This is a genomic window from Pseudomonas triticicola (assembly GCF_019145375.1).
Lineage (GTDB): Bacteria > Pseudomonadota > Gammaproteobacteria > Pseudomonadales > Pseudomonadaceae > Aquipseudomonas > Aquipseudomonas triticicola.
On sequence record NZ_JAHSTX010000001.1, the window covers coordinates 253053 to 279680 of the forward strand.

At 61.4% G+C, this 26628-nt stretch carries 26 protein-coding genes; 15 read left to right on the forward strand and 11 right to left on the reverse strand.

Features of this window, described 5'->3' with window-relative positions; translation table 11 throughout:
• The first annotated feature begins 146 nt into the window (after positions 1-146).
• Positions 147-824, forward strand: coding sequence for a response regulator transcription factor (locus KVG85_RS01145; protein ID WP_016773623.1), 678 nt, complete (start codon positions 147-149; stop codon positions 822-824).
• Positions 821-2167 (forward strand): ATP-binding protein, encoded by a 1347-nt coding sequence (locus KVG85_RS01150; RefSeq protein WP_073472181.1) that lies wholly within the window; start codon positions 821-823, stop codon positions 2165-2167. Before KVG85_RS01145 ends, KVG85_RS01150 begins: the two co-directional genes overlap by 4 nt.
• Before the next feature lie 204 nt (positions 2168-2371).
• Here KVG85_RS01150 and KVG85_RS01155 read toward each other — a convergent pair whose 3' ends face one another.
• Positions 2372-3370: an AraC family transcriptional regulator gene (locus KVG85_RS01155; protein WP_217862777.1), complete on the reverse strand. Its 999-nt coding sequence runs from the start codon at positions 3368-3370 to the stop codon at positions 2372-2374.
• Positions 3371-3717: 347 nt separating this feature from the next.
• Here KVG85_RS01155 and KVG85_RS01160 point away from each other — a divergent pair, with 347 nt between their 5' ends.
• The gene (locus KVG85_RS01160; RefSeq protein WP_110646689.1) at positions 3718-5052 is read left to right on the forward strand and encodes a dicarboxylate/amino acid:cation symporter; all 1335 of its coding nucleotides are present in this window, start codon (positions 3718-3720) and stop codon (positions 5050-5052) included.
• Positions 5053-5197: 145 nt separating this feature from the next.
• Positions 5198-6379, forward strand: a complete 1182-nt coding sequence (locus KVG85_RS01165) for a CaiB/BaiF CoA transferase family protein (protein ID WP_217862778.1) — start codon at positions 5198-5200, stop codon at positions 6377-6379.
• Positions 6380-6486: 107 nt separating this feature from the next.
• Here KVG85_RS01165 and KVG85_RS01170 read toward each other — a convergent pair whose 3' ends face one another.
• The gene (locus KVG85_RS01170) at positions 6487-6981 is read right to left on the reverse strand and encodes a SprT family zinc-dependent metalloprotease (protein WP_024013976.1); all 495 of its coding nucleotides are present in this window, start codon (positions 6979-6981) and stop codon (positions 6487-6489) included.
• A gap of 147 nt (positions 6982-7128) precedes the next feature.
• Entirely contained in the window at positions 7129-7731 is a 603-nt protein-coding gene (locus KVG85_RS01175) for a Yip1 family protein (protein WP_016773629.1), read from the reverse strand.
• 425 nt (positions 7732-8156) lie between these two features.
• On the opposite strand from KVG85_RS01175, the gene ttcA reads away from it, so the two are divergent.
• Positions 8157-8981 carry a tRNA 2-thiocytidine(32) synthetase TtcA gene (ttcA, locus tag KVG85_RS01180; RefSeq protein ID WP_125917248.1) on the forward strand — a complete coding sequence of 275 codons (825 nt, stop codon included), beginning with the start codon at positions 8157-8159 and terminating at the stop codon, positions 8979-8981.
• 167 nt (positions 8982-9148) lie between these two features.
• Positions 9149-9823 carry a DNA-3-methyladenine glycosylase I gene (locus KVG85_RS01185; protein WP_217862779.1) on the forward strand — a complete coding sequence of 225 codons (675 nt, stop codon included), beginning with the start codon at positions 9149-9151 and terminating at the stop codon, positions 9821-9823.
• Between the two features lie 88 nt (positions 9824-9911).
• Here KVG85_RS01185 and KVG85_RS01190 read toward each other — a convergent pair whose 3' ends face one another.
• Genes KVG85_RS01190 through arsC form a run of 3 tightly spaced genes read right to left on the reverse strand, consistent with a single transcriptional unit; the run spans position 9912 to position 11283 of the window.
• Positions 9912-10337: a DUF2069 domain-containing protein gene (locus KVG85_RS01190; protein WP_024013974.1), complete on the reverse strand. Its 426-nt coding sequence runs from the start codon at positions 10335-10337 to the stop codon at positions 9912-9914.
• Positions 10337-10933 carry an NAD(P)H:quinone oxidoreductase gene (gene wrbA, locus KVG85_RS01195; RefSeq protein WP_041479575.1) on the reverse strand — a complete coding sequence of 199 codons (597 nt, stop codon included), beginning with the start codon at positions 10931-10933 and terminating at the stop codon, positions 10337-10339. The genes KVG85_RS01190 and wrbA overlap by 1 nt, the downstream gene beginning before the upstream one ends.
• On the reverse strand, positions 10930-11283 hold the full coding sequence (gene arsC / locus KVG85_RS01200) for an arsenate reductase (glutaredoxin) (RefSeq protein WP_130911305.1): 354 nt from the start codon (positions 11281-11283) through the stop codon (positions 10930-10932). The genes wrbA and arsC overlap by 4 nt, the downstream gene beginning before the upstream one ends.
• A 113-nt stretch (positions 11284-11396) precedes the next feature.
• On the opposite strand from arsC, the gene KVG85_RS01205 reads away from it, so the two are divergent.
• A complete protein-coding gene (locus KVG85_RS01205) occupies positions 11397-11864 on the forward strand; it encodes a TlpA disulfide reductase family protein (protein WP_217862780.1) in 468 nt (155 codons plus the stop codon).
• 235 nt (positions 11865-12099) lie between these two features.
• Here KVG85_RS01205 and KVG85_RS01210 read toward each other — a convergent pair whose 3' ends face one another.
• Positions 12100-12504 carry an META domain-containing protein gene (locus KVG85_RS01210; protein ID WP_217862781.1) on the reverse strand — a complete coding sequence of 135 codons (405 nt, stop codon included), beginning with the start codon at positions 12502-12504 and terminating at the stop codon, positions 12100-12102.
• Entirely contained in the window at positions 12504-12938 is a 435-nt protein-coding gene (locus tag KVG85_RS01215; protein WP_038367468.1) for a hypothetical protein, read from the reverse strand. The genes KVG85_RS01210 and KVG85_RS01215 overlap by 1 nt, the downstream gene beginning before the upstream one ends.
• A 134-nt stretch (positions 12939-13072) precedes the next feature.
• On the opposite strand from KVG85_RS01215, the gene KVG85_RS01220 reads away from it, so the two are divergent.
• Positions 13073-13531: a hypothetical protein gene (locus KVG85_RS01220; protein WP_217862782.1), complete on the forward strand. Its 459-nt coding sequence runs from the start codon at positions 13073-13075 to the stop codon at positions 13529-13531.
• A 6-nt stretch (positions 13532-13537) separates the two neighbouring features.
• Here the strand turns inward: KVG85_RS01220 and KVG85_RS01225 are convergent, their stop codons facing one another.
• Together KVG85_RS01225 and KVG85_RS01230 are read right to left on the reverse strand one after the other, a co-directional pair.
• Positions 13538-14527: a 2-hydroxyacid dehydrogenase gene (locus KVG85_RS01225; protein WP_217862783.1), complete on the reverse strand. Its 990-nt coding sequence runs from the start codon at positions 14525-14527 to the stop codon at positions 13538-13540.
• Positions 14528-14608: 81 nt separating this feature from the next.
• Positions 14609-17362, reverse strand: a complete 2754-nt coding sequence (locus KVG85_RS01230; protein WP_217862784.1) for a response regulator — start codon at positions 17360-17362, stop codon at positions 14609-14611.
• Between the two features lie 206 nt (positions 17363-17568).
• Between KVG85_RS01230 and KVG85_RS01235 the strand changes: the two genes are divergently transcribed.
• From KVG85_RS01235 to KVG85_RS01265, 7 genes are all read left to right on the forward strand, one after another.
• Positions 17569-18291 (forward strand): response regulator transcription factor, encoded by a 723-nt coding sequence (locus tag KVG85_RS01235; protein ID WP_217862785.1) that lies wholly within the window; start codon positions 17569-17571, stop codon positions 18289-18291.
• A complete protein-coding gene (locus tag KVG85_RS01240) occupies positions 18278-19702 on the forward strand; it encodes a sensor histidine kinase (RefSeq protein ID WP_217862786.1) in 1425 nt (474 codons plus the stop codon). The genes KVG85_RS01235 and KVG85_RS01240 overlap by 14 nt, the downstream gene beginning before the upstream one ends.
• Positions 19703-19911: 209 nt before the next feature.
• Positions 19912-20814 (forward strand): cysteine synthase CysM, encoded by a 903-nt coding sequence (gene cysM / locus KVG85_RS01245; RefSeq protein ID WP_041479583.1) that lies wholly within the window; start codon positions 19912-19914, stop codon positions 20812-20814.
• On the forward strand, positions 20814-22190 hold the full coding sequence (gene rlmD / locus KVG85_RS01250) for a 23S rRNA (uracil(1939)-C(5))-methyltransferase RlmD (protein ID WP_217862787.1): 1377 nt from the start codon (positions 20814-20816) through the stop codon (positions 22188-22190). Before cysM ends, rlmD begins: the two co-directional genes overlap by 1 nt.
• Positions 22191-22291: 101 nt before the next feature.
• Entirely contained in the window at positions 22292-24535 is a 2244-nt protein-coding gene (gene relA, locus KVG85_RS01255; RefSeq protein ID WP_041479585.1) for a GTP diphosphokinase, read from the forward strand.
• Positions 24536-24668: 133 nt separating this feature from the next.
• Positions 24669-25502, forward strand: coding sequence for a nucleoside triphosphate pyrophosphohydrolase (gene mazG / locus KVG85_RS01260; protein WP_024013963.1), 834 nt, complete (start codon positions 24669-24671; stop codon positions 25500-25502).
• A gap of 26 nt (positions 25503-25528) precedes the next feature.
• Positions 25529-26071, forward strand: a complete 543-nt coding sequence (locus KVG85_RS01265; protein WP_217862788.1) for a DUF2058 domain-containing protein — start codon at positions 25529-25531, stop codon at positions 26069-26071.
• Positions 26072-26139: 68 nt separating this feature from the next.
• Here KVG85_RS01265 and KVG85_RS01270 read toward each other — a convergent pair whose 3' ends face one another.
• Complete coding sequence (locus KVG85_RS01270) at positions 26140-26328, reverse strand: hypothetical protein (RefSeq protein ID WP_016773646.1); 189 nt, start codon at positions 26326-26328, stop codon at positions 26140-26142.
• Positions 26329-26628 lie beyond the last annotated feature (300 nt).

A 26628-nucleotide genomic window follows, 5' to 3' on the forward strand; every position in this document is an offset into this window, starting at 1 on the left:
CGGTTGTCGCAGTTTGAAGTGTGGGGGGCGAGCCTGCTCGCGAAAGGTGTATCAGCCGACACTTGCTTGGCTGATCCACCGGATTCGCGAGCAGGCTCGCTCCCACAGGTAGTTGCCTGGAGAGTTCAAGAGATAGGGAGAAAAGCATGAAACTGTTGGTCGTCGAAGACGAGGCGCTGTTGCGTCATCACCTGCAAACCCGTCTGACGGAGAGCGGTCACGTGGTCGAGTCCGTGGCCAATGCCGAGGAGGCGCTGTACCAGACCGGCCAGTACAACTTCGATCTGGCAGTGATCGATCTCGGCCTGCCGGGCATGGGCGGGCTCGACCTGATCCGCCAGTTGCGCTCGGGCGGCAAAACCTTCCCGATCCTCATACTCACCGCGCGCGGCAACTGGCAGGACAAGGTCGAAGGCCTCGCCGCCGGTGCCGACGATTACGTGGTCAAGCCGTTCCAGTTCGAAGAACTCGACGCACGCCTGAACGCATTGCTGCGGCGCTCCAGCGGTTTCACCCAGTCGACCATCGTTGCCGGGCCGTTGCTGCTCGACCTCAATCGCAAACAGGCCAGCCTCGATGAACAACCGCTGGCGCTGACCGCTTACGAATACCGCATCCTCGAATACCTCATGCGCCACCATCAGCAGGTAGTGCCCAAGGATCGCTTGATGGAGCAGCTGTATCCGGATGACGACGAGCGCGATCCGAATGTCATCGAAGTGCTGGTCGGCCGTCTGCGCCGCAAACTCGAAGGCCCGGCCGGGTTCAAACCGATCGACACCGTGCGCGGCCTTGGCTACCTGTTCAATGAGCGCTGCACTTGATCCGTTCCCTTCGCGTTCGCTTGATGCTCGCCGCCACCACGTTGGCGGTGTTGTTCATGCTTGCCTTGCTGCCGGCGATGCAGGGCGCGTTCAGCCTTGCCTTGCAGGACTCTATCGAGCAACGGCTGGCCTCTGACGTCACCACACTGATCTCCGCCGCGCGGGTGGAAAACGGTCGGCTGGTGATGCCGTCGCAATTGCCCGACGAGCGCTTCAATCTCACCGATTTCCGCTTGCTCGGCTATATCTACGACCGCGACGGTAAATTGGTGTGGCGCTCGAAGGCCACCCAGGAAGAACAGATCAACTACAAACCGCGTTACGACGGCCTCGGCAACGAGTTCGCGCGGATCCGTGAAGCCAGCGGTCAGGAGTTCTTCGTCTACGACGTCGAAGTCAAATTGCTCGGCGGCAAAAGCGCAGCGTTCAGCATCGTCGCTCTGCAACCGGTGCGTGAATACGAAACCACCCTCGAAGGCCTGCGCGAAAATCTCTATCTGGGCTTCGGCGCGGCCTTGCTGGTGTTGCTGGCGTTGTTATGGATCGGCCTGACCTGGGGCCTTAAGGCCTTGCGCCGCTTGAGCCAGGAACTCGACGAAATCGAAGGCGGTACTCGCGAAAGCCTGACGGAAAAACACCCGCGTGAACTGCTGCGCCTGACCGGCTCGCTCAACCGCTTGCTGCTCAGCGAACGCCAGCAACGCAGTCGCTACCGCGACTCCCTCGACGACCTCGCCCACAGCCTGAAAACCCCGTTGGCGGTGCTGCAAGGTGTCAGCGAAGACATGGCCCAGCGCCCCGCAGACCGCGACCAGGCCTGGGTCCTGCAAAGTCAGATCGAACGCATGAGCCAGCAGATCAGCTACCAACTGCAACGGGCCAGCCTGCGCAAAAGCGGTCTGGTGCGCCATCAGGTGCGCCTGCAACCGGTGCTCAAAAGCCTCTGCGATACGCTGGACAAGGTCTACCGCGACAAACACGTGCGCGTGACCTTTGATCTGCCGGAGCACTGCTACGTGCCGATCGAGCAGGGCGCCTTGCTGGAAATGCTCGGCAACCTGCTGGAAAACGCCTATCGCCTGTGCCTCGGCGAAGTGCGGGTCAGCGTGCGCGAGTCACTGGCCGGAATCGAGTTGTGTGTCGAGGACGATGGCCCGGGCGTGCCACTCGATCAGCGCGCGCGGATTCTCGAACGCGGCGAACGCCTGGATGCCCAGCATCCGGGGCAGGGCATCGGGCTGGCGGTGGTCAAGGACATCATCGAAAGCTACAACGCGCGTTTGGCTTTGGGCGATTCACCGATGGGCGGGGCGGCGTTCAGGATTCATTTTCCTGCGGTGTGATTGCGAGCTGCCCTCACCCTAACCCTCTCCCAGAGGTAGAGGGGACTGACCGAAGTGTCTTTGGAAAATTATCGACCTGAGCGATTTGCAGCGAATATGGATTCAATAGAGAGCTTGCAGGTCGGCGTATTTCTCAAGCATCCCCCAATCAGTCCCCTCTCCCTCCGGGAGAGGGTTAGGGTGAGGGGCTTTTGATTTAGCGCCTCATTGCTCCTGTGCCCGATAAGCCCCCGGTGTCAGCCCTGTCCATTTTTTGAACGCCCGGTGAAACGCCGATGGCTCGGAAAATCCGAGCTGCTCGGCAATCTGCTGCAACGACAAATCCGCCCGCCCCAGATGATAGATGGCGATATCCCGCCGCAGCTGATCTTTCAGCTCCTGAAAACTGCTGCCTTCCTCGCGCAAATGCCGGCGCAAGGTCTGCGGGCTGATATGCAAATGCGCGGCGACGGCTTCCAGATCAGGCCAGTGCGCAGCGTCACGACTGAGCAAGCGGCGCAGGCGGCTGCTCAGGCTGTCGCCGTCGTCCGGGCGTGAGAGCAGGTCCGCGGGGGAGCGTTCGAGAAAATGTTTGAGCGTGCGTTCGTCCTGCAACAGCGGCATGGCCAGATAGCGACTGTGAAACAGCAGGCTGCTTTGCTCGGCATCAAAGGTCAGCGGGCAGGGGAACAGCAGGTCGTATTCGCTGCCGTGCTCGGGGCGCGGATAGCTGAAAGTCGCTTGCTCCAAGCGTATCCGCTGGCCGATCAGCCAACTGCCGAGGCGGTGCCAGATCACCAACAGGCTCTCGCTGAGAAAATGATCCGGGTCCCACAACTGCGCGTCGTCCAGGCTCAAACGCACCCAGTCGTCTTCGCGACGCAGGGTCAGGCGTGGGGCGTCGGGGAACAGGCTGTAAAACAACAAGCCACGTTGCAGAGCCTTCTCCAGGTTGCGGCAGTGAATCGAGGCGTGGCACATCATGGCGAAGCTGCCGGGCTTGCTCGGGGCATTACCGAAACCCAGGTATTCGTCGTCCAGCGCCAGCCACAGCCCTTGAATCAGCCGGGTGAACTGCTCCGGGGCAATGCGCGCGCGGGGCTCGTCGAGCAACTCCGGGCTGATCCCCAGTTGCTGCAACAGGCCTGAATAATCCAGGCCGCGCCGGCGTGCGCCGCCAAGAGCGGCACGGGCGAAATGGCTGGCGATGGTGCGTTCGCGCATAAGCGGCAATCCTTGTTCATGCACCGATCGTAATGGCGGGCCGGCAACGCCACAAGGCGGATTTCCGCCAAATTGCAGGACGCCGAACGCTCAGTTGGCGGAAATCCGCCATACCTCAAGTCACTGATTGGTGACAGGAAAATCCCCCAGCCCCTGATATCAAAAGGCTTGCTGCCATTCGCACCAATCTGGCACGACGTTTGCGATACAAGCGACAGAAGCGTGCATTTCTCCCACCGGGAAGAATGCCGTTCCAACAACAAATCCCTCCAGTGCAGGAGGGTTCGCAATTAAGGTTCAGCGCTCGACAGATGGATGTTGCCGCTGGACGCTTGAGGAAACCTGCAATGACGACTCGTCAGCCACTGTACAAATCCCTGTATTTCCAGGTGATCGTTGCCATCGCCATCGGCATCCTGCTTGGTCACTTCTATCCGCAGACCGGTGTGGCCCTCAAGCCACTGGGTGACGGCTTCATCAAGCTGATCAAAATGGTCATCGCCCCGATCATCTTCTGTACTGTTGTCAGCGGCATCGCCGGCATGCAGAACATGAAGTCGGTGGGCAAGACCGGCGGCTACGCGCTGCTGTACTTCGAAATCGTTTCCACCATTGCCCTGCTGATCGGTCTGGTCGTGGTCAACGTTGTGCAGCCGGGCGCCGGCATGCACATCGACGTCAGCACCCTCGACGCCTCGAAAATCGCCACCTACGTGACGGCCAGTAAAGACCAGAGCATTGTCGGTTTCCTCCTCAATGTGATCCCGAACACCATCGTCGGCGCGTTCGCCACCGGTGACATCCTGCAAGTGCTGATGTTCTCGGTGATCTTCGGCTACGCCCTGCATCGCCTGGGTTCGTACGGTCGTCCGCTGCTGGACATGATCGATCGCTTCGCCCACGTGATGTTCAACATCATCAACATGATCATGAAACTGGCGCCACTGGGTGCGTTCGGTGCCATGGCGTTCACCATCGGTGCCTACGGTGTCGGCTCGCTGGTGCAACTGGGCCAGTTGATGATCTGCTTCTACATCACCTGCGTTCTGTTCGTCGTGCTGGTGCTGGGTGCGATCTGCCGGGCTCACGGTTTCAGCGTATTCAAGCTGGTGCGCTACATCCGTGAAGAACTGTTGATCGTACTGGGCACGTCCTCGTCGGAATCGGCACTGCCACGCATGCTGATCAAGATGGAGCGTCTGGGCGCGAAGAAATCCGTCGTGGGTCTGGTGATCCCGACCGGTTACTCGTTCAACCTCGACGGTACTTCGATCTACCTGACCATGGCCGCCGTGTTCATCGCCCAGGCGACCGACACGCACATGGACATCACCCACCAGATCACCCTGCTGCTGGTGCTGCTGCTGTCCTCCAAAGGCGCGGCCGGTGTGACCGGTTCGGGCTTCATCGTCCTCGCCGCTACTCTGTCGGCGGTAGGTCACCTGCCGGTTGCCGGTCTGGCGCTGATCCTCGGTATCGACCGCTTCATGTCCGAAGCCCGCGCCCTGACCAACCTGGTCGGTAACGCTGTTGCGACCATCGTCGTCGCCAAGTGGGTCAAGGAACTGGACACCGATCAACTGCAGACCGAGCTGGCTTCCGGCGGTCGCGGTATCTCCGACGAGCGTGAAGAAGATGACCTGGGTGTGGCTGAAGGCCCAACCCCGAGCAATGTGAAGTAAGCATCGCTTGCACAGAAAAACCCGCTTCGGCGGGTTTTTTCTTGCCCAGGATTTGAGCGCAACGGTCACACCTGCTGACATTTGCGGTGATTGCCGCATCGACAATGGCTGCCTAGGCTGAGTGCATCGCCCAAGGAGTTTGCCCATGTATGCACCGCTGGCCTCACTGAAGATTCTCGATTTCTCGACCTTGCTGCCGGGGCCGTTCGCCTCGTTGCTGCTGGCGGACATGGGCGCCGAGGTGCTGCGCATCGAATCGCCGACGCGTATGGATCTGCTGCGGGTGCTGCCGCCGCATGATGGCGGTGTCTCGGCCAGTCACGCCTACCTCAACCGCAACAAGCGCAGTCTGGCGCTGGACCTGAAACAGCCCGAAGCGCTGCAGATCATCAAGCAACTGCTGGGCGACTACGACATCGTGCTCGAGCAGTTTCGCCCCGGGGTGATGGAGCGTCTGGGCTTGGGTTATGAAGCGTTGAAAGCGATCAATCCAAAGCTGATTTATGTGTCGATCAGCGGTTACGGCCAGACCGGGCCGTACAAGGAACGCGCCGGGCATGACATCAACTATCTCGCGCTGGCCGGGCTTGCCAGCTACACCGGACGCGCCGACAGCGGGCCGTTGCCGTTGGGCATGCAGGTGGCGGACGTGGCGGGCGGCTCGCTACACGGAGTGATCGGCTTGCTGGCAGCGGTGATTGCCCGTCAGCAAACCGGGCAGGGCACTCATTTGGATGTGAGCATGACCGACTGCGCGTTCAGCCTGAACGCCATGGCCGGCGCGGGCTATCTGGCCTGCGGCGTGGAACCGGGTCGGGAAGACCAGATGCTCAATGGCGGCAGCTTTTACGATTATTACTGCACCCGGGATGGGCGCTGGATGTCGGTGGGCAGTCTGGAGCCGGCCTTCATGCAGCAATTGTGCACGGCGCTGGGCCGGCCGGAACTGGCGGCGCAAGGGTTATCGCCCAGGCCTGAGCAACAACAGGCCTTGAAAGAGGCGTTGCGCATCGAATTCGAACGGCATGATTTTGCAGAACTGTGTGAGTTGTTCGCCGGGGTCGATGCCTGTGTCGAGCCGGTATTGAGTCTGGGCGAGGCGCTGCGCCATCCGCAAATGCAGGCGCGGAAGCTGGTGACTCAGGTGCCGCGCGGCGATGGCACGACGCAGGCGCAGATGGCGTGTCCGTTGAAATTTTCTGAGGCGTTGCCGGAGCCAAGGCATGTTGGCGCGGGGTTGGGGCAGCATACGGACGAGGTGTTGGGGGAGTTAGGGTTGAGTGCTGAGCGGATCGCCGAGTTGCGTTCGGCCAGGGTGATTCTGTAGCGCTCATGCCGCCGCCTTCGCGAGCAGGCTCGCTCCCACATTGAAATGCATTCCCCTGTGGGAGCGAGCCTGCTCGCGAAGGGGCCCGCCGATACTCTACAAAACTGTCATTCCACCCGCATTTCACCACTGAACACCAGCGTACTGCGGCAGCGCCGGCACAGATACCGCCGCCCTTGCCGCACCAGGCCATGGCGCTGGGCGGTAAACGGGAAATCACTGTCGGGGCACGGGCATTTGTAGATGTAGCGGGTCACGCTGCGCCGCTTGATTTCATAGGTGTGGCAGCGGTCCGGCGGCAGTTCGTAGACGCCGCGCATGATCAGTTGCCACTCCTCGCCATGCGGCTGGATGCGGTCGCCGAACAGTTGATGCGCGATCAGGTGAGCGACTTCGTGAGCGACGGTCTGCTTGAGGAAGTGCTCGGTGTTTTCCCGGTACAGCTGCGGATTGAAGCGCAGCAGGTTCTCGTGCAGATGCGCGACACCGGCTTTCTGCCCGCGCAGCTTGAGGCTGACGACGGGGCGTTTGAAGGAGCGTTTGAAAAAGGATTCAGCGAGTTGGTAACAATCTTCGACGCGGGTATTGAGTTGCTCGGGCATGCTTGATGGATCTCCAGGGACGCCGAGTATGCCGCAACCCCGGCGACTTGCGAATCGCCGACCTGCCGAATGGTCGTTGCCCAACGAGAAGGCCGCCTTGCGGCGGCCTGTATTGGCAGATGTTGTTTTTCTCAGGCAGGAAACAGGTCAGTTGGTATAGACCGGGCCGACACCCAGGCCCCAGACAATCACGGTGAACGCCATGATCGCCACCAGCACCACCAGGCCGACGGCGAGCACCGAGCTGGAAAACAGGAAACCTTCATCCGAAGGGATGTTCATGAAGGTCGGCAGGCCGACATACAACAGATACACCGTGTAGCAGATGGCCGCTGTGCCGACGATCATCCCCAGCCACATGTGCGGATACAGCGCCGCCAGACCGCCGACGAACAACGGTGTCGCGGTGTATGTGGCAAACGCCACGCAACGGGCCAGGCTTGGATTGGCGTCATAGGTGCGCGCCATCCAGTGCACGAAGGCGCCCATCACCGCGACCCCGCCGAGCATCGCCAGGTACGACATGATGGTCATCCACAAGGCGCTTTCAAACGTGAGCATCACCGGCGCGCGATTGCCGATCACCCAACCGACCTGGGTCGTGCCAATGAACGCCGAGACAGCGGGGATCGCCGCCAGAATCAGCGTGTGCGTCAGGTACATGTGGCTGATGCTTTCCTCTTGGTCGCCACGGATCTCCTTCCATTCCTGATCGGGGTGGGTAAACAGTCCCACTACGTGATGGATCATGCCATTCACTCCTCTTGTCATTGCCATCGCCCCCCAACGGAGCGCCTACGGGCCAAGATGGCCGAGCAAATACAGGTCTTTAGATGTGTGCGACCTTATGTCGCAGTATAGAAAGGACTCCAGCGCACCGGTATGGCCAACTTAGAGCAAATTGCGCTGTAAACATGAGGCTTAATCGCCTCGGGGTCTTGAGGGGAAGGCATTGTTGAGGTCGAAACTCTTTTGTGGCGAGGGGATTCATCCCCGTTCGGCTGCACAGCAGTCGCCAAGCCATTCACCGCGCAGTGCCAGGCATTACGAGTTCTCAGGTTTTGGGGCTGCTTCGCAACCCAGCGGGGATAACTCCCCTCGCCACAGATGCTTCGCGCTACCGGGGTTTTTGCGTAAAATGCCGGCCTTTCGTCACACCTCACGGATTTCGCGTCATGGGCACTCTTACGGTCAACCAGAACAAACTGCAAAAGCGCCTGCGCCGCCTGGCCGGCGAGGCGGTCGCCGATTTCAACATGATCGAAGACGGCGACAAGGTCATGGTCTGCCTGTCCGGGGGCAAGGACAGCTACACCATGCTTGACGTGCTGATGCACCTGCAGAAGGTTGCACCGATCAGGTTCGACATCGTCGCGGTGAACATGGACCAGAAACAGCCGGGCTTTCCTGAGCACGTGCTGCCGGCCTATCTGAAAGAACTGGGCATCGAGTACCACATCGTCGAGAAGGACACTTACTCGGTGGTCAAGGAACTGGTGCCGGAAGGCAAGACCACCTGTTCGCTGTGCTCGCGCCTGCGTCGCGGCACCCTGTACACCTTTGCTGACGAAATCGGCGCGACGAAAATGGCCCTCGGTCATCACCGCGACGACATCGTCGAAACGTTCTTCCTCAACATGTTCTTCAACGGCACTCTGAAAGCGATGCCGCCGAAACTGCGCGCCGACGATGGTCGCAACGTGGTGATTCGCCCGCTGGCGTACTGCAACGAGAAGGACATTCAGGCCTACTCGGACCTCAAGCAATTTCCGATCATCCCGTGCAACCTCTGCGGCTCGCAGGAAAACCTGCAGCGCCAGGTGGTCAAGGAAATGCTCCAGGACTGGGACCGCAAGACCCCGGGCCGCACCGAATCGATTTTCCGCAGCCTGCAGAACGTGGTGCCGTCGCAACTGGCCGACCGCAACCTGTTTGACTTCACCAGCCTGAAGATCGACGAGACCGCGGCTTCGCGTTTCGTCAATGTCGTCAATCTGTAAACACAACCTGTAGAAGCGAGCCCTGTGGCGAGGGGATTCACCCCCGCTGGGGCGCGAAGCGGCCCCAAAATCTCGGGGTCTGCTGCGCAGCCCAGCGGGGATGAATCCCCTCGCCACAGGGGCGTGCTTCTGCAGGTGTTATTCATTTCCAAACCTCAGGAGAGGGCATGCGCGATTACAAGTGGCTGCACGAATACTGTCTGAACCGTTTCGGTTCGGCGGCTGAACTGGAAGCCCATCTGCCCGTTCCCAAGACCCCCGCACAGCTGCGCAAGATCCGCGACGACCGCTACCTCTCGACCATGGCCCTGCGGGTTTTTCGCGCCGGGCTCAAGCACAGTCTGGTCGACGCCAAATGGCCGGCGTTCGAAGAGGTATTCTTCAAGTTCGATCCGGAAAAAGTCGTGCTGATGAGCGCCGAACACCTTGAGCGCCTGATGCAGGACGCGCGGATCATCCGCCACCTCGGCAAGCTGAAAAGCGTGCCGCGCAATGCGCAGTTCATTCTCGATGTGGAAAAGGACAAGGGCAGCTTCGGCGCGCTGATCGCCGACTGGCCGGTGACCGATATCGTCGGCCTGTGGACCTACCTGAAAAAGCACGGCCACCAACTCGGCGGGCTGTCGGCGCCACGCTTTTTGCGCATGGTCGGCAAGGACACGTTCGTGCCGAGCTACGACGTGGTCGCGGCGCTGAATGCGCAGAAGATCGTCGACAAAGTGCCGACCAGCCTGCGTGATCTGGCGACGGTGCAAAACGCGTTCAACCAATGGCACGAACAGAGCGGCGGACGGCCGATGAGCCAGATTTCGATGATGCTCGCCTATACCGTCAACCATTAAAACCGCGTCGCTGCATTCGCGAGCAGGCTCGCTCCCACCCCTGGAATGCATTCCCTGTGGGAGCGAGCCTGCTCGCGAAAGCGGTTGTTCAGGCGACGCTGATCTCGCCTTCGCCAGCCAATTTGCGATTCAACTGATAGCGCCAGCGCACATACAACAGCGCCGAGCAGAACACCGCCAGGCTCGCGGCCATTTCCAGCAGGCCGAACAGCTGCCGGTTGGGGTCGTACGCCGCCAGGGCGCCTTTGATGAAATACAGGTTCACCACAAAACACATCCACGAATGGCCACGGGCGCTGCCCATGATCATCGCCGGGGCGAGGACCAGCCACGGGATCAGCTCGACCAGCAGAATCACCCACGGCCGCGCGCCATGCAGGTCGGCGAACACCAGGTAATAAGCCGCCAGCAAACCGGCGAGGGCGAAAAAGCTCAGCAGGCTGAGCACGCGCATCGCCTTGACCCGTGGCTCAAGCCACTCTATTGAGGGCAGGACTTTCGGCTTCTTCGCCATCAGCCCACCAGTTTCTGCGCGGTTTTCGCCAGGCGCAGACCGAGTGCGCGACACAGCGCCACTTCGTGCTGGTCGAGACCGTTCTTGCCGTCGGCACCGGCGTGATGGCTGGCGCCATAAGGCGTGCCGCCACCCTCGGTTTCGAGCAGGGCCGATTCGCTGTAGGGCAGACCCGTAATCAACATGCCGTGGTGCAGCAGCGGCAACATCATCGACAGCAGCGTGGTTTCCTGACCGCCGTGCAGACTGGCAGTGGAGGTGAACACGCCGGCCGGTTTGCCGACCAGCGCGCCAGTCAGCCAGAGGTTGCTGGTGCCGTCGAGGAAGTACTTGAGCGGCGCAGCCATGTTGCCGAAACGCGTCGGACTGCCCAGGGCGAGGCCGGCGCAGTTCTTCAGATCATCGAGGCTGGCATAAAGCGCGCCTTCAGCGGGAATCTCCGCCGCCACCGCTTCGCACTCAGTGGAAATCGCCGGCACCGTGCGCAGACGCGCTTCCATGCCGGCCTGCTCGATACCACGGGCGATCTGCCGGGCCATCTCGTTGGTCGAACCGTTGCGGCTGTAATAGAGAACCAGAATGTACGGCGTGCTCATGGCAACAACTCCAGCACGTTTTCCGGCGGGCGACCGATGACGGCCTTGTCGCCGACTTCCAGAATCGGCCGCTCCATGAGTTTCGGGTGTGCGGCGATGGCGTCGATCAGCTGCTGCTCGCTGAGGCTGGCGTCGGCCAGGTTCAGGGTTTTGTATTCCTCTTCACCGCTGCGCAGCAGCTGCCGCGCGCTGATCCCGAGCTTGCCGAGCAGGGCCTTGATCTGCGCGGCGCTGAGCGGCGTTTCCAGGTAGCGCACGACAGTCGGAGTCAAGCCGCGGGCTTCGAGCAGTTCCAGCGCGCCGCGGGATTTCGAGCAGCGCGGATTGTGATAAAGCGTCAGATCGGTCATGGCGGGTCGCTTCTGGCGTAAAGTGGCGGCTATTCTAACTGTGCGGCGCGCAATCCAGAACCGTCAGAGGCGATGGGTCGCAGGCGCTTTCGAATTTTCACAAGGAACACGACATGACACGGCGATTGGCAGCGGCATTGACGATTCTTGGGGCGTTGATGCTGGGGGGCTGCGGCAATGATTACGGCATCGACCAGAACGGCCAGAAGGTAGCGTCCGAACGTCTGGACAAACAATGGGTGGTGCTTAACTACTGGGCCGAATGGTGTGGCCCGTGCCGCACGGAAATTCCTGAACTGAATCATTTGGCTGATGAGCTCAAGAGCAGGAATGTCGGGGTGTTCGGGGTCAACTTCGACAACGTGCAGGGCGCGGAGCTGAAAGAGGCGAGCGAAAAACTCGGCATCAAGTTCACCGTGCTCGCGCAGGATCCGGCCGAGCTGTTCGACCTGCCGCGCAGTGAGGCGCTGCCGGTGACGTTCATCATCGATGACAAGGGCAAGGTGCGTGAGCAGTTGCTGGGTGAGCAGACGGCGGCGGGGGTGATGGCCAAACTGGAGTCGTTGCAGGCTACGCAGTAAACCGCCAGAAGCCCCTCACCCCAGCCCTCTCCCGGAGGGAGAGGGGGCCGACCGAGGTGTCTTTCGTCATACGTCGACCTGAGACACCGAGTTGATTATGGACCCGTCATACAGGATCCAGTCGATTATGGATTCGGCGAAGATTTCCACGTCGACGTAACTCTTCAATATCCCCCAATCAGTCCCCTCTCACTATGGGAGACGGCTAGGGTGAGGGGCTTGGCGATTCAAGCGATCAACCCTCTTCCAGCCACCAGCGCAACGGTTTGCCTTCAGCCGGCCAAAAGCGAACCTGCTCGATCGGCGAAATGTCCCAGCGCTCGACTTTTTCCAGCGCCTGCAAGAAGCGTTGTTCCTGCTCCATCAGCGCCGGGGCGCAGAGCTTGCGGGTCTTGCCGATCTTGCCGAAGCTCAGCTTGTCGCCGTCCTGCGTGTACGGCGCGAACCAATGGTTGCAGCCGCCGTTGCCGTAGGCGCGGCCGTCATCGCCGAGGGTCATGGTCAGATGGCTGTAATCCATCAGTGGCCGCTCGCCGATCCATTCCAGAATGTAGCTGCGGTTGTGCTGCAGTTGCACCGGCTCTGCGGCGCAACCGACCAGGCCGACACCGATCAGTGCGGTCAGGGCGAGGCGTTTCATCACGCAGGCTCCTGGCATTTCGGGCACAGGTGCTTGTCGCCGACGGCTTTCCAGCCCAGCTCGGCGATGCGCGCGGTGGCGGCAGGTTTCTCGGCGGTCTTGCCGAGTTTGGCGTCCACGGCGAATTCGAAGCTCAGCTCTTTCGCGCAGCTGTCGCAGTTGACCTGCCAGGTGTGAATGGCCAGTTCGCCGAACACCGGGCCTGTGGTCATCGCGGTCCATTGGCCTGGCGGATTGATCAGGTGGCGCACCGTCTCGACGGTCAGGCGCATGGACAAATCCTTGCTGCCTTTGAGCGTGACCAACAGGGCATCGCCGATACGGATCGAGCCACCGTTGCCGGTCACCTGATAGCGGCCCGGAACCAGGGCGCGGCATTCGGTGAGGGTGTGTTGCGGGTTCATCAGGGTGTAGCGGAAATCGTGTTCGACCATGGGTCCTCCAAATATGCGCGACATGCTAGCACGGGCTCGATTGCAGAATGATGCACGCGTGCGACCTTCGATCCGGTTCAAATGCAGCGACAGTCATGGCAAACTGCCGGCCCCCGAATCTGAAGGAACGGAACATGGCGCTGATCGAATGTTATGAATGCAAGCGGAGCATCAGTTCCGAAGCGCTGGTGTGCATTCACTGCGGCGCGCCGATGGCCGAACATGCCGCCATGCAGGCGCAATCGACGGCGACACCGGTGCAAGCCTCGACGATTTCCTTCGGCAGCCTGCCACGCAACAACGCAGTGCCCGAGGCGGTTGCGCCGCCAGTGTCCGAGCCTTTACCCAAAGTGATGCCGGCAGCGGCGGGGCGCCGACGTCGTCAGCAGGCTGCGGAACAGGCACGCCAGGAACAACAACCGCTCAACGCCGATGGCAGCCGCCCGGTGGAGGGCTGGCTGAAAATCATGGTGTTTCTGCTACCGGCGTTTTTCGTCTGGTTCCTGCTGCGCAACGGCCATTCAAGCAAGCAGCGCCTGCTCGGTTTCGGCTGGCTGGTCTTGCTGATCCTGGCGTCTTCGCTGTCCAAGTAAAACCGTTCAACCCTCGACCTGGTTCTGCGGCGCACCTGCCGCCCAGGTCGCGATGTTGTGCAGGGTGGTCGCGGCAATCGCGCCCAGCGCCTCGCGGGTCAGAAACGCCTGATGCGCGGTGATGATCACGTTGGGAAACGTCAGCAGACGCGCCAACACATCATCCTGCAACGGCAGGTCGGAGCGATCCTCGAAAAACAGCTGCGCCTCTTCCTCGTAAACATCCAGCCCCAGATAACCGAGTTGGCCGTCCTTGAGCGCGTCGATCAGCGCTGGCGTGTCCACCAGCCCGCCACGCCCGGTGTTGATCAGCATCGCCCCGGCCTGCATCTGCGCCAGTGAGTCGCGATTGATCAGGTGCTTGCTCTGCTCGTTGAGCGGGCAATGCAGGCTGATGATCCGTGATTGCGCGAGCAACTCTGGCAGGCTCAGATAACGTGCGCCCAACGCCAGCACCTCGGGATTGGGATACGGATCGTAAGCGAGCAGTTCACAGCCGAAGCCGTGCATGATTTTCGCGAACGTTGCGCCGATCTGTCCGGTGCCGACGATGCCGACGGTCTTGCCGACCAGATCGAAACCGGTCAGGCCATGCAGGCTGAAATCGCCTTCGCGGGTGCGGTTGTAGGCGCGATGCAAGCGACGATTGAGGGCGAGGATCAGCGCCACCGCATGTTCCGCCACGGCATGCGGTGAGTAGGCCGGCACACGCACGACGGCCAGACCGAGGCGTTTCGCCGCGGGCAAATCGACGTGGTTGTAACCCGCCGAACGCAGGGCAATCAGCCGCGTGCCCCCGGCAGCAAGGCGTTCGAGCACCGGGGCGCTGAGGTCGTCATTGATGAACGCGCAGACCACTTCGTGTTGCTCGGCCAGCGCCGCCGTATCGAGGCTGAGCCGCGCCGCTTGAAAATGCAGTTCAAGCCCGGCCGGGCAGTCGGCGGCGAGGAAGCTGTCGCGGTCGTAGGTCTGGCTACTGAAAATGATCGTGCGCATGAATCCTCCTGGAACATCGACGCGGGCCGCAATGGCCCGCGACAACTGTAGCGCTTTGCGCGCGCCGTGCCTTGCCGTGGATCAGGCGCTGATGCGCGCCTGCGCCGCGAGTCGATTGATCGAGCGCTCCAGTTCATCCAGTGCGGCGGCGGCTTTCGGATCGTCCTGCTTGAGCAGGGTTTCGCTGCGCTGGCAGGCGGCGCGCAGTTGTGGCACGCCGCAATAACGGGTCGCGCCATGCAAGCGGTGCACGCGTTCGAGCAGGGCATTCTGGTCGTGGCTGTCACGCGCTGCGCGTATCGCTTCGCGGTCGGCTTCCAGCGACGCCAGCAGCATAGCGAGCATGTCCGCCGCCAGATCCGCCTTACCGGCCGCCAGACGCAAGCCTTCTTCGTGATCGAGCACCGGCAGTTCCTGCTGACTCCCCGTGCTGTCGCCGCTGCGCTCCGGTGCCTGATTGCGCAGCGCCAGTCCGGTCCACTTCAACACCACCTGCGCCAGTTGCCGCTCGCTGATCGGTTTGGTCAGGTAGTCATCCATGCCGCTTTGCAGCAGCGCGCGTTTTTCATTGGCCATGGCGTGGGCCGTGAGGGCGACGATCGGCAGCGGCGTGCAATGCCGCTCGCTTTCCCACTGGCGAATGGTTTCAGTGGTCTGGCGGCCATCCATGCCTGGCATCTGCACGTCCATCAACACCAGATCGAAAGATTCGCTCTGCACGGCTTTGACGGCCGCGTAACCGCTTTCGACCGCGAGCACGCGGGCGCCCATGTCTTCGAGCAGGGTCTGCACCAGCAACAGATTGGCCGGGTTGTCGTCGACACACAGCACGCGCGGCGCACGGCTGGACAGCGGTTCGCCCGGTTCGCTGCGGGTCTGGCGCGGATTGACCAGATCGGACAGCGCCCGGCGCAATTTGCGCGTACACGCCGGTTTGGCTTGCAGCTGGCTGTGCGGGTTGGGCACCGACAGGTGAAACAGCGTCTGCTCGGTGGTCGGGCACAGCACCAGCACTTTGCAGCCCAGGTGTTCGAGGTCCCAGATGTGCTGGTTCAAGCGTTCCGGGAGCATGTCGTTGCTGGTGATGCCGATCACTGCCAGATCGATCGCCTGATCGGTCTGATGCGCGCCGGTGACGCCATTGCTCAGGCTCTCCAGAGTATTGAACGGCGTAACTTGCAGTCCGCAGTCTTCCAGCTGATGTTGCAAGGCCTGACGCGCCAGTTCGTGATTTTCCAGCACCGCCACACGGCGCCCGAGCAGCGGCGCGGCGGGCAGGTCTTCGGCATCGTCGCGGGTCTTGGGCAGGCTCAGGCTGATCCAGAATTCCGAACCTTCGCCCGGCGTGCTGTCGACGCCGATCTCGCCGCCCATCTGCTCGATCAGGCGCTTGGAAATCACCAGCCCCAGCCCGGTTCCGCCGGGTTGGCGCGACAGCGAATTGTCGGCCTGGCTGAAAGCCTGAAACAGCGCGCGGACATCCTGACTCGACAGACCGATGCCGGTGTCCTGAATGCTGATGCGCAGTTGCACGCTGTCTTCGTGTTCCTCTTCGAGCATCGCCCGGGCGACGATGGTGCCTTCGCGGGTGAACTTGATCGCGTTGCTGACCAGATTGGTGAGGATCTGCTTCAAGCGCAGCGGATCGCCGACCAGCGACAGCGGCGTATCGCGATAGACCAGGCTGACCAGCTCGAGCTGCTTGGCGTGCGCGGCCGGGGCGAGAATGGTCAGGGTGTCTTGCAGCAGGTCGCGCAGGTTGAACGGAATGTGATCGAGTACCAGTTTGCCGGCCTCGATTTTCGAGAAGTCGAGAATCTCGTTGATGATTCCCAACAGGCTGTCGGCGGACTTTTCGATGGTGCCCAGATAGTCGAGCTGGCGCGGGGTCAGTTCGCTTTTCTGCAAAAGGTGAGTGAAGCCCAGAATGCCGTTGAGCGGCGTGCGGATCTCGTGGCTCATGTTGGCGAGGAATTCGGATTTGATCCGGCTGGCTTCCAGCGCTTCTTTGCGTGCCAGGTCCAGTTCGATGTTCTGGATCTCGATGGTTTCCAGGTTCTGCCGCACGTCTTCGGTGGCCTGATCGACGCTGTGCTGCAATTCTTCACGGGCGTTTTGCAGGGTGCCGGCCATGCGGTTGATGCCGGAGGCCAATTCATCCAGTTCCTGACTGCCGAGGGGCGGCAAGCGGGTTTCCAGATGACCGTCCTTGAGTTGCGCAACTGCTTGTTTGATCTGGCTCAGCGGACGATTGATGGTGCGGCCCATGCGCAATGCGAGGAGGGCGGCGCCGGCAAGTCCGGCGGCGATCAGCAGCAGGCTGGCGAACAGGCTGCGATAGCCGCGCAGCAACATGCCGTTGTGCGACAGCTCCAGCTCGACCCAGCCGAGCAGGCGTTCGGATTCTTCGGGAATGATTTCGCCGGCGAGGTTGCGGTGCTTGCCGAACACCGGCATCAGGTAGCGCGTCGCATCATTGCCGCTGCGTCGTTGCAGCAGCGCGCTGTCGCCGCTTGGTGCCTGATTGAGCATGGTCGGGCCGGCGTGGGCCAGTGGCGAGCGGTCCGCCGCGAGGAAAGTCACCGCGCGCACGTCGGGTTGTTCAAGGGACTGGGTGGCGATGCGTTCAAGCAGATCGGCGTCGCCGTGACCCATTGCCGGCGCCACCAGCGGCGCCAGTTGCTCGGCGATCATTTCGCCGCGCTGCATCAATTGGCTGTGCAGGTCGGTCTGCTGCGTCCAGGTGAAATAGCCACCCAGCACCAGCGCCATCAGGCTGGTCGGCAACAAGGTCAGCAACAGCACGCGACCTTTGATTCCCAGTTTCTTGAGCACGCCTATCTCCCGCATCCCGCTGATCTGTTGACACATGCGTGCATCCGGCACGCGACATGGGCGCAGTGTAGCGATTTGCAGGCGGGCAATCTTGCGGAAAATGCAGCGCCGCCCACGCACTCGTTCGTCCGACAGGCCAAGCTTGTGTTGCCCGCTGTCGGACAATCTTGAATAATCCGCCAACTGAGAATTACTTGCAGATACTCATGACTCCTGTTTCCGTTGGCCAGCCACGCATCCTTTCCATTGAAGACGATCCGGTCCTCGGCGCGTATGTGCACGAGCATCTGGGCCGCAGCGGTTTTCAGGTGACCTGGTGCCAGAACGGCCAGGAAGGTCTGAACATCGCCCAGCGTCAGCCTTTCGACGTGGTGCTGATGGATATTCTGCTGCCGGGGCTCGATGGTCTGAAGCTGTTGACGCAACTGCGCCAGAGCCACTCGACACCGGTATTGCTGATGTCGGCGCTGGGCGCCGAGGCCGATCGCATCAGCGGTTTCCGCCTCGGCGCCGATGACTATTTGCCCAAGCCGTTCAGCATGGCCGAGTTGCATGTGCGCATCGAAGCGATCCTGCGGCGAGTGGCACTGGATCGGCGCCCGCCTGCCGTGGCCGCTGCGCAGGTCGGTGGAGCCCTGCGTTTCGATGAACAACAATGCGACGTGTTCTTCGGCGAGCAAGCAGCCGGGCTGACCCGCAGCGAATTCCGTCTGCTGGAAACCCTGCACCGCAACAACGAGGAAGTGCTGAGCAAGGCCTTTCTTTATCAGCACGTCCTGCAACGCGGCTTTGCGGCGCACGACCGCAGCCTCGACATGCACATCAGCCAGATCCGCCGCAAACTCAAAGCCATCGGTTACACCGAGCGCGAAGTGCGCACGGTGTGGGGCAAGGGCTACGTCTTGAGCGGCGCCGATGAAACTGTCTGAATTGCCGGGGCGGCATTCGCTGTTCTGGAAACTGGCATGCCTGCTGGTAGCGTTCTGTCTGCTGATGATCTGGTTGAGCTGGTCGTGGGGCCGCTACATGGAGGAGCGCAATCAGTTCCTTTCCAGTGACGCGCGCAGCACCCTCAGCCGTTACGCCGCGCAAGCCGAACAGGCGTGGCAGCGCGGCGGGCGCAATGGCGTCGATGACTGGTTGCAGAGCATGGAGTTGCGCGAGGCCAGTTGGGTCGGTGTGATCGGTGCTGATTTGCAGTCGCTGAGCAGCCAGCCGTTGAACGCCGCGGAGGTGCAGCACCTGACTTTCCTGCGCGGCCTCGACTGGCCGATCCACAAGAAGGGCCGGCCTTGGTTGCGGGTGCCGTTCCCCCAGGATCCGACCGTCGGCATTCTCGTCATTGAATTGCCCGAGCGTTTTGTCCCGGGCAAGTACCGGGTGTTCTGGCGGGTGATCACCAACGGTGTGATTCCCGGGCTGTTCACTCTGTTGCTCTGCGTCGGCCTGTATCGCCTGTTGGTGGTCCCGCTGAACAACCTGCGCGAACAGGCCAACGCCTGGCGCGCCGACCAGTTGAATGTGCGCCTGTCGAGCGGCATCACCCAGCGCCCGGATGAACTCGGTGAGCTGGCGCGGGCCTTCGATTCCATGTCCGAGCGCCTGCAAAGCACAGTCGCCCTGCAACAGCAGTTGTTGCGCGACCTGTCTCACGAACTGCGCACGCCGCTGAGCCGCCTGCGCGTGGCCAGCGAAAGCGAACAGGGCCTGGCGCAATTGCGCGAGCGCATCGGCCGCGAGGTCGACGGCATGCAACGTTTGGTCGAAGACACCCTGCAACTGGCCTGGCTCGACACCGACCGCTCGCCGTTGCCCGATGAAGCGATCCAGATTCAGGCGCTGTGGGAAATGCTCACCGACAACGCCTGCTATGAAAGCGGCTGGCCGAGTCTGCAACTGCAATGCTCGGTCGAGGCATCGTGCTGGGTGCGCGGCAACCTCAATACCCTGGCGCAGGCGCTGGAAAACATCCTGCGCAACGCCATTCGTCACTCTTCCGAGGGCGGCATCGTGCGGCTCGATGCACGGCGCGATGGCGAGTATTGGCATTTGTGGCTGGAGGATCAGGGCGGCGGCGTGGCTGACGAAGATCTGCAGCGAATCTTTTCGCCGTTCATTCGATTGGACGGATCAAGGCCCGGGGATGGTGGCTTTGGCTTGGGCTTGAGCATTGCCCGCAACGCGGTGCAACGGCAGGGCGGGTTGCTCTGGGCGGAAAACACCGGGGCGGGGTTGCGGTTGAATTTGTGCTTGCTGGCGGATGATGGCGTCGCCCATGCGGACGCCTTCGCGAGCAGGCTCGCTCCCACAATGGCTGTGCATTCGCCGCAGATCGCATAAGCAACATTCATCCCCTGTGGGAGCGAGCCTGCTCGCGAATTCCAAGCAGCACCACGAGAACTGAGTGTTGCGCAAATAAAAGTCTCACCACTGGTGAGACTTTTGTTCTTTATTCCCATAAACCATAAGCACCGCACTTTGCGTGATATGGCCTGCGCGGGTTTGCCGGTATGATAGGCGCCCCCGCACGTCTGGATTGCGAATACGCCATGACCTTGCAGTACCCAACCATCGCCGATTGCGTCGGCAACACGCCGCTGGTGCGTTTGCAGCGCCTGCCCGGCGCCACCAGCAACACCCTTTTGCTCAAGCTCGAAGGGAACAACCCGGCGGGTTCGGTCAAGGACCGCCCGGCGTTGTCGATGATCACTCGCGCCGAGTTGCGCGGGCAGATCAATCCCGGCGATACGCTGATCGAGGCGACCTCCGGGAATACCGGTATCGCGCTGGCGATGGCCGCTGCGATCAAGGGTTACAAGATGATCCTGATCATGCCGGACAACTCCAGCGCCGAGCGTAAAGCGGCGATGACCGCGTATGGCGCCGAGCTGATTCTGGTGACTCAGGAAGAGGGCATGGAAGGCGCCCGCGATCTGGCCCAGCGTATGGAAGCCGAAGGCCGTGGCAAGGTGCTCGACCAGTTCGCCAATGGCGACAATCCTGAAGCGCACTACACCACCACCGGCCCGGAAATCTGGCGTCAGACCCAGGGCAGCATCACCCATTTCGTCAGTTCGATGGGCACCACCGGCACCATCATGGGCGTGTCGCGCTACCTCAAAGAGCAGAGCGACAGCGTGCAGATCGTCGGCCTGCAACCGATGGAAGGCTCGGCCATTCCCGGCATCCGCCGCTGGCCGCAGGAATACCTGCCGAAGATTTATCAGGCTGACCGCGTCGATCGCATCGTCGACATGGCGCAAAGCGAAGCCGAAGACGTTACCCGGCGCCTGGCCCGCGAAGAAGGCATCTTCTGCGGCGTGTCCTCGGGCGGTGCAGTGGCAGCGATGCTGCGCTTGTCCAGAGAAGTTGAAAACGCGGTGATCGTCGCGATCATCTGCGACCGTGGCGACCGTTACCTGTCGACCGGCATTTTCGACGCGCCGAACTGATGGCCAAACACGAGAGAGGCCTGCGCTTCCAGCCCACCGGCGGCAGCAAGGCGCCACAGATCCCGACCGGTAAAAAGCAGCGCTTGAGTATCGAGCGCCTGGCCAATGATGGTCGCGGTATCGCGTTTTTTGAAGGCAAAACCTGGTTCGTCCTCGGCGCCCTTGCCGGTGAAGAGGTCGAAGCACGGGTGCTCGGCGCCCACGGCAAAGTGGTCGAGGCGCGCACCGAACGGGTATTCACTGCCAGCGAATTGCGTCGTCCGGCAGCGTGCGCGCACTTTGGTCGCTGTGGCGGTTGCAGCGTTCAGCACTTGCCCCACGACGAACAACTCGCCCTGAAACAGCGCATGCTCGCCGAGCAATTGTTGCGGGTGGCCGGTGTCGAACCTGAAGAATGGGCGGCGCCGCTGACCGGCCCGGAATTCGGTTACCGTCGGCGCGCGCGGATCGCCGTGCGCTGGGACATGAAGGCAAAAAAACTCGAAGTGGGTTTCCGCGCTGCTGGCAGTCAGGACATCGTCGCGATCAGCGAATGCCCGGTGCTGGTACAGCCCTTGCAGCCGATCATGACCCGCTTGCCGGAGATGCTGCGGCGCTTGAGCAAACCGCAGGCGCTGGGCCATGTCGAGCTGTTCAGCGGCTCATCACTGGCGGTATTGCTGCGGCACATGGCGCCGTTGTCCGAAGCGGATCTGAGCATCCTCAAGGATTTCTGCCAGTTCCACGAGGCGCAGTTGTGGCTGCATGGCGAAGGTGAACCGCAACCGGTCGAGGCCGGTCAGAGCCTCGGTTATCGCCTGGAACAGTGGGATCTTGAGCTGGCTTATCGGCCGGGTGACTTCGTTCAGGTCAACGCCGGGGTCAACGAAGCGATGATCGCCCAGGCGCTGGACTGGCTGAAACCGACGGCTGAAGAACGCGTGCTCGACCTGTTTTGCGGGTTGGGAAATTTTGCGCTACCGCTGGCCAAAAGCGTGCATGAAGTGGTGGCTGTGGAGGGCGTGCAGACCATGGTCGAGCGCGCCGCTGCCAACGCCGTCAGTAACAATTTGCATAACACAAAGTTTTTTCAAGCCGATTTATCCCAGCCTTTGAGCGATGCCCAGTGGATCGGAAACGGCTTTTCTGCGGTACTCTTGGACCCACCGCGTGACGGTGCTTTCGAGGTGGTGCGCAAGCTCGCGACCCTGGGTGCCAAGCGGTTGGTATATGTGTCGTGCAACCCGGCCACGCTGGCGCGCGACACGCAGGAATTGATCAAGCAGGGCTACCGGTTAAAACGTGCCGGGATTCTCGATATGTTTCCTCAGACGGCACATGTCGAGGCCATGGCGTTATTTGAAGCGAGCCAGGACGGCTCGTCTGAATCCGTCTGATCTGTCCGCGCAGCGCTCGCCTGAGCCCCGCGAGCGCGAACGGACACTGAGGATCAGCGATTTGACGCATTGAATCTGCGTCGTAGGGAAGGTAAAGCAGCATGGTACAGGTGAGAGCACACCAGCCGATCAACACCGACGGCAGTATCAATCTCGAGGCCTGGCTCGATCACGCGGTCAGTGTCGATCTGGCACTGGATCGCGAGGCCTTGAAAGAAGCCTGCGAGTTCGCTCGCGAGGCCGAACAGCAGTCCAATGCGAAGAAGAACCTGTGGGCCGAAGGCTCCGGCAGTTTCAGCACGGGCCTTGAGATCGCCGAGATCCTCGCCGACCTCAAGCTCGATCAGGATTCACTGGTCGCCGCCGTGTTGTATCGCGGCGTGCGCGAAGGCCAGATCGAGCTGGCGGCCATCGGCCAGCGCTTCGGTCCGGTAGTGGCCAAGCTGATCGACGGCGTCCAGCGCATGGCGGCCATCAGCGCCAGCCTCAGCCCACGGCAATCGATGGTCATGGGCACGCAAGGGCAGGTCGAAAACCTGCGCAAGATGCTCGTGGCCATGGTCGATGATGTACGCGTTGCGCTGATCAAACTGGCCGAACGCACCTGCGCCATTCGTGCGGTGAAAACCGCCGACGATGAAAAGCGCAACCGCGTCGCTCGCGAAGTCTTCGACATCTATGCGCCACTGGCGCATCGCCTCGGCATCGGTCACATCAAATGGGAACTGGAGGACTTGTCCTTCCGCTATCTCGAACCCGATCAATACAAGCAGATTGCCAAGTTGCTCCACGAGCGGCGGCTGGACCGCGAGCGTTTCATCAGCGACGTGATGACCCAGCTCAAGGACGAACTGCAGGCCACCGGCGTCGACGCCGACATCAGCGGCCGGGCCAAACACATCTACTCGATCTGGCGCAAAATGCAGCGCAAGGGTCTGGAATTCAGCCAGATCTATGACGTTCGCGCGGTGCGCGTGCTGGTGCCGGAAATGCGCGACTGCTATACCGCGCTCGGTATCGTCCACACTCTGTGGCGGCACATCCCGAAAGAATTCGACGACTACATCGCCAACCCGAAAGAGAACGGCTACCGCTCGCTGCATACGGCGGTGATCGGCCCGGAAGGCAAGGTCCTCGAGGTGCAGATCCGCACCCATTCCATGCACGAGGAGGCCGAACTCGGCGTCTGCGCGCACTGGCGCTACAAGGGCACCGACGTCAAATCCGGCTCGAACCATTACGAAGAGAAAATCTCCTGGCTGCGTCAGGTGCTTGAATGGCACGAAGAGCTGGGCGATATCGGCGGTCTGGCTGAACAGCTGCGCGTCGACATCGAGCCTGATCGGGTTTACATCTTCACTCCCGACGGGCACGCCATCGACTTGCCGAAAGGCGCGACGCCGCTGGACTTCGCCTATCGGGTGCACACCGAAATCGGCCACAACTGCCGGGGCGCGAAGATCAACGGCCGTATCGTGCCGTTGAACTACAGCCTGCAGACCGGCGAGCAGGTCGAGATCATCACCAGCAAGCACGGCACGCCGAGCCGCGACTGGCTGAACCCGAACCTCGGTTACGTCACCACCTCGCGGGCGCGGGCGAAGATCGTCCACTGGTTCAAGTTGCAGGCTCGCGATCAGAACGTTGCGGCCGGTAAAACCCTGATCGAGCGCGAACTCAATCGCCTCGGTTTGCCGGCGGTGGATTTCGACAAGCTGGCCGAAAAGGCCAACATGAAAACCGCCGAAGACATGTTCGCCGCCCTCGGCGCCGGCGATCTGCGTCAGGCGCATCTGGTCAACCTTGCGCAGCAATTGGTCGAACCGGAGCGTGGCAACGAGCAACTGGAACTGATCCCGCGCAAGGCCACCGGTTACAAGCCGGGCAAGCGCGGCGATATCCAGATCCAGGGCGTCGGCAACCTGATGACGCAGATGGCCGGCTGCTGCCAGCCGCTGCCGGGCGATGCGATTGTCGGTTACATCACTCAGGGCCGTGGCGTGAGCATTCACCGCCAGGATTGCGCCTCGGTGCTGCAACTGGGCGGGCGCGAGCCGGAACGGATCATTCAGGTCAGCTGGGGGCCGGTGCCGGTGCTCACCTATCCGGTGGACATCATCATCCGCGCCTACGACCGTTCCGGCCTGCTGCGTGACGTCTCGCAGGTGCTGCTCAACGAGCGCATCAACGTGCTGGCGGTCAACACCCGCTCGAACAAGGAAGACAACACCGCGCTGATGTCGCTGACCATCGAGATCCCCGGTCTGGATGCGCTCGGGCGGCTGCTGGGGCGGATTTCGCAATTGCCGAACATCATCGAAACTCGGCGTAACCGTACCCCGTGATGCAATTGATTGTTCCCTGTGGGAGCGAGCCTGCTCGCGAAGAGGGCGTGTCAGTCGACATCTTTGTTGCAGACACAGCGCTTTCGCGAGCAGGCTCGCTCCCACAATGGTTTCGTGGTGAGACAGAAAAATGATGTACAGCCTTGAAGACCTGCTCCACCTGATGTCCCGCCTGCGCGATCCGCAGTTCGGCTGTCCGTGGGACATCAAGCAAACCTACGCGACCATCGTCCCGCACACCCTCGAAGAAGCCTACGAAGTGGCCGATGCCATCGAGCGTGGCGATCTCGATCACTTGCAGGGCGAGTTGGGTGATCTGCTGTTTCAGGTGGTGTATTACAGCCAGTTGGCCAAGGAAGAGGGGCGGTTCGAATTCGCCGGGGTGATCGACAGCATCACGCGCAAACTGATCCGCCGTCATCCGCATGTGTTCCCGACGGGCGACCTGTACGCGCCGCTCGACGTGCCGCGCTTGAGCGAAGAGCAGGTCAAGCAGCGCTGGGAAGAGATCAAGGCCGAAGAGCGCGCCGAGAAAGCCTCGGCGCCCGAGCAGTTGTCCTTGCTCGACGACGTGCCGGCCACCTTGCCGGCACTGTCGCGCTCAGCCAAGTTGCAGAAGCGCGCCGGGCAGGTCGGTTTCGACTGGCCGGATGCTTTGCCGGTGCTCGACAAGGTGCGTGAAGAGCTCGATGAAGTGCTCGAAGCCATGTCGGAAAATGATCCTGTGGCGGTGGCCGACGAGATCGGCGATCTGCTGTTTTCCGTGGTCAATCTGGCCCGGCATCTGAAGGTCGATCCGGAAACCGCCTTGCGCGGCGCCAATGGCAAGTTTGAAAGACGTTTCCGTTTTATCGAACAGGCATTGCGCGACACCCACCGTCCCATGGAAGATTGCACCCTCGAAGAGTTGGACGCCCTTTGGGGCGAAGCCAAACGCCAGGAAAAGAATGAGCCCAGCTGCGGCTGAGCCGTTGCCCAAGTGAGTAAGCATTGATGAGCCTTTCCCTTCGCGACCAGTTGCTCAAAGCAGGCCTGGTCAACCAAAAGCAGGCCAAGCAGGTCAGCAAAGACAAGCAGAAGCAACAGCGGCTGGCCCACAAAGGCCAGGCCGAGCTGGACGATTCGCAGCGGCGCGCCGCCCAGGAAGCCATGGCCGAGAAGGTCAAGCGCGACCAGGAGCTGAACCGTCAGCAGCAGGAGAAGGCCGAGGCCAAGGCCCGCGCCGCGCAGGTCAAGCAGTTGATCGAAGTCTCGCGTCTGCCCAAGCTGACCACTGAGGACTACTACAACTTCGTCGACGACAAGAAGGTCAAGCGCATCTCGGTCAACACGCTGATGCGCAACAAGCTCAGCAGCGGTTCGCTGGCGATCGTGCACCACAACGGCGGCTATGAAGTGATTCCCCGTGAAGCGGCGCTGAAGATCCAGGAGCGCGACCCGCAGCGCATCGTCCAGCTCAACGTGCAGACCGAAGAGGTCAGCGCTGAGGACGATCCGTACGCGGCGTACCAGATCCCTGACGATCTGATGTGGTAAATCCACGGCTGTAACAACGACGAACCCCGCTCATGGCGGGGTTTGTCGTTTTCAAATGCTGTGTTGTTTCAGGCGGACTTCAGTTCTCTTTGCTGTTCCTGCACTTCCAGTTCGGCCTTGTAGTTATGGGCATCTATTTCGTTGTGGAACATGCCGACCAGCAAGTCTTGTTGATGCACATCCCAGATACGGATGCCGGCGGCCAAGCCTTCGTGGGACATGTGTGAATCGTCGCGTTCAGTTACTTTTACAGTCATCTGCTAGCTCCAAATCTCAAGTTACTGCACCAAGGCGTGTGCAGGACTCTGTTATAGGATTTGTTAGTCAGCTAAGTAAACCGCCAATTGGCGCAAGGTGTTGTTGCGGATTTCGCAACAAAGCTGGAGGCCGCGTAAGCCGCGACATTCGGTCGCAGGGTAGTAAGTTTCATGACAGAAGTTTCATCTCCCGACACCCCGGAAACCAACTGTGGGAGCGAGCCTGCTCGCGAATTCGGTGAGTCAGACGACGATAGGGTGACTGGAGTATCGCCTTCGCGAGCAGGCTCGCTCCCACAG

Bases quoted from the DNA above. Each gene is read 5' to 3' on its own strand.
- KVG85_RS01145 (WP_016773623.1), top strand. From the start codon at position 147: ATGAAACTGTTGGTCGTCGAAGACGAGGCGCTGTTGCGTCATCACCTG.
- mazG (WP_024013963.1), top strand. From the start codon at position 24,669: ATGTACAGCCTTGAAGACCTGCTCCACCTGATGTCCCGCCTGCGCGAT.
- cysM (WP_041479583.1), top strand. From the start codon at position 19,912: ATGACCTTGCAGTACCCAACCATCGCCGATTGCGTCGGCAACACGCCG.
- KVG85_RS01265 (WP_217862788.1), top strand. From the start codon at position 25,529: ATGAGCCTTTCCCTTCGCGACCAGTTGCTCAAAGCAGGCCTGGTCAAC.
- KVG85_RS01205 (WP_217862780.1), top strand. From the start codon at position 11,397: ATGACACGGCGATTGGCAGCGGCATTGACGATTCTTGGGGCGTTGATG.
- KVG85_RS01165 (WP_217862778.1), top strand. From the start codon at position 5,198: ATGTATGCACCGCTGGCCTCACTGAAGATTCTCGATTTCTCGACCTTG.
- ttcA (WP_125917248.1), top strand. From the start codon at position 8,157: ATGGGCACTCTTACGGTCAACCAGAACAAACTGCAAAAGCGCCTGCGC.
- KVG85_RS01160 (WP_110646689.1), top strand. From the start codon at position 3,718: ATGACGACTCGTCAGCCACTGTACAAATCCCTGTATTTCCAGGTGATC.
- rlmD (WP_217862787.1), top strand. From the start codon at position 20,814: ATGGCCAAACACGAGAGAGGCCTGCGCTTCCAGCCCACCGGCGGCAGC.
- KVG85_RS01215 (WP_038367468.1), bottom strand. From the start codon at position 12,938: ATGGTCGAACACGATTTCCGCTACACCCTGATGAACCCGCAACACACC.
- KVG85_RS01270 (WP_016773646.1), bottom strand. From the start codon at position 26,328: ATGACTGTAAAAGTAACTGAACGCGACGATTCACACATGTCCCACGAA.
- KVG85_RS01210 (WP_217862781.1), bottom strand. From the start codon at position 12,504: ATGAAACGCCTCGCCCTGACCGCACTGATCGGTGTCGGCCTGGTCGGT.
- KVG85_RS01235 (WP_217862785.1), top strand. From the start codon at position 17,569: ATGACTCCTGTTTCCGTTGGCCAGCCACGCATCCTTTCCATTGAAGAC.
- KVG85_RS01220 (WP_217862782.1), top strand. From the start codon at position 13,073: ATGGCGCTGATCGAATGTTATGAATGCAAGCGGAGCATCAGTTCCGAA.
- KVG85_RS01240 (WP_217862786.1), top strand. From the start codon at position 18,278: ATGAAACTGTCTGAATTGCCGGGGCGGCATTCGCTGTTCTGGAAACTG.
- KVG85_RS01225 (WP_217862783.1), bottom strand. From the start codon at position 14,527: ATGCGCACGATCATTTTCAGTAGCCAGACCTACGACCGCGACAGCTTC.
- wrbA (WP_041479575.1), bottom strand. From the start codon at position 10,933: ATGAGCACGCCGTACATTCTGGTTCTCTATTACAGCCGCAACGGTTCG.
- KVG85_RS01190 (WP_024013974.1), bottom strand. From the start codon at position 10,337: ATGGCGAAGAAGCCGAAAGTCCTGCCCTCAATAGAGTGGCTTGAGCCA.
- KVG85_RS01175 (WP_016773629.1), bottom strand. From the start codon at position 7,731: ATGATCCATCACGTAGTGGGACTGTTTACCCACCCCGATCAGGAATGG.
- arsC (WP_130911305.1), bottom strand. From the start codon at position 11,283: ATGACCGATCTGACGCTTTATCACAATCCGCGCTGCTCGAAATCCCGC.
- KVG85_RS01170 (WP_024013976.1), bottom strand. From the start codon at position 6,981: ATGCCCGAGCAACTCAATACCCGCGTCGAAGATTGTTACCAACTCGCT.
- relA (WP_041479585.1), top strand. From the start codon at position 22,292: ATGGTACAGGTGAGAGCACACCAGCCGATCAACACCGACGGCAGTATC.
- KVG85_RS01155 (WP_217862777.1), bottom strand. From the start codon at position 3,370: ATGCGCGAACGCACCATCGCCAGCCATTTCGCCCGTGCCGCTCTTGGC.
- KVG85_RS01185 (WP_217862779.1), top strand. From the start codon at position 9,149: ATGCGCGATTACAAGTGGCTGCACGAATACTGTCTGAACCGTTTCGGT.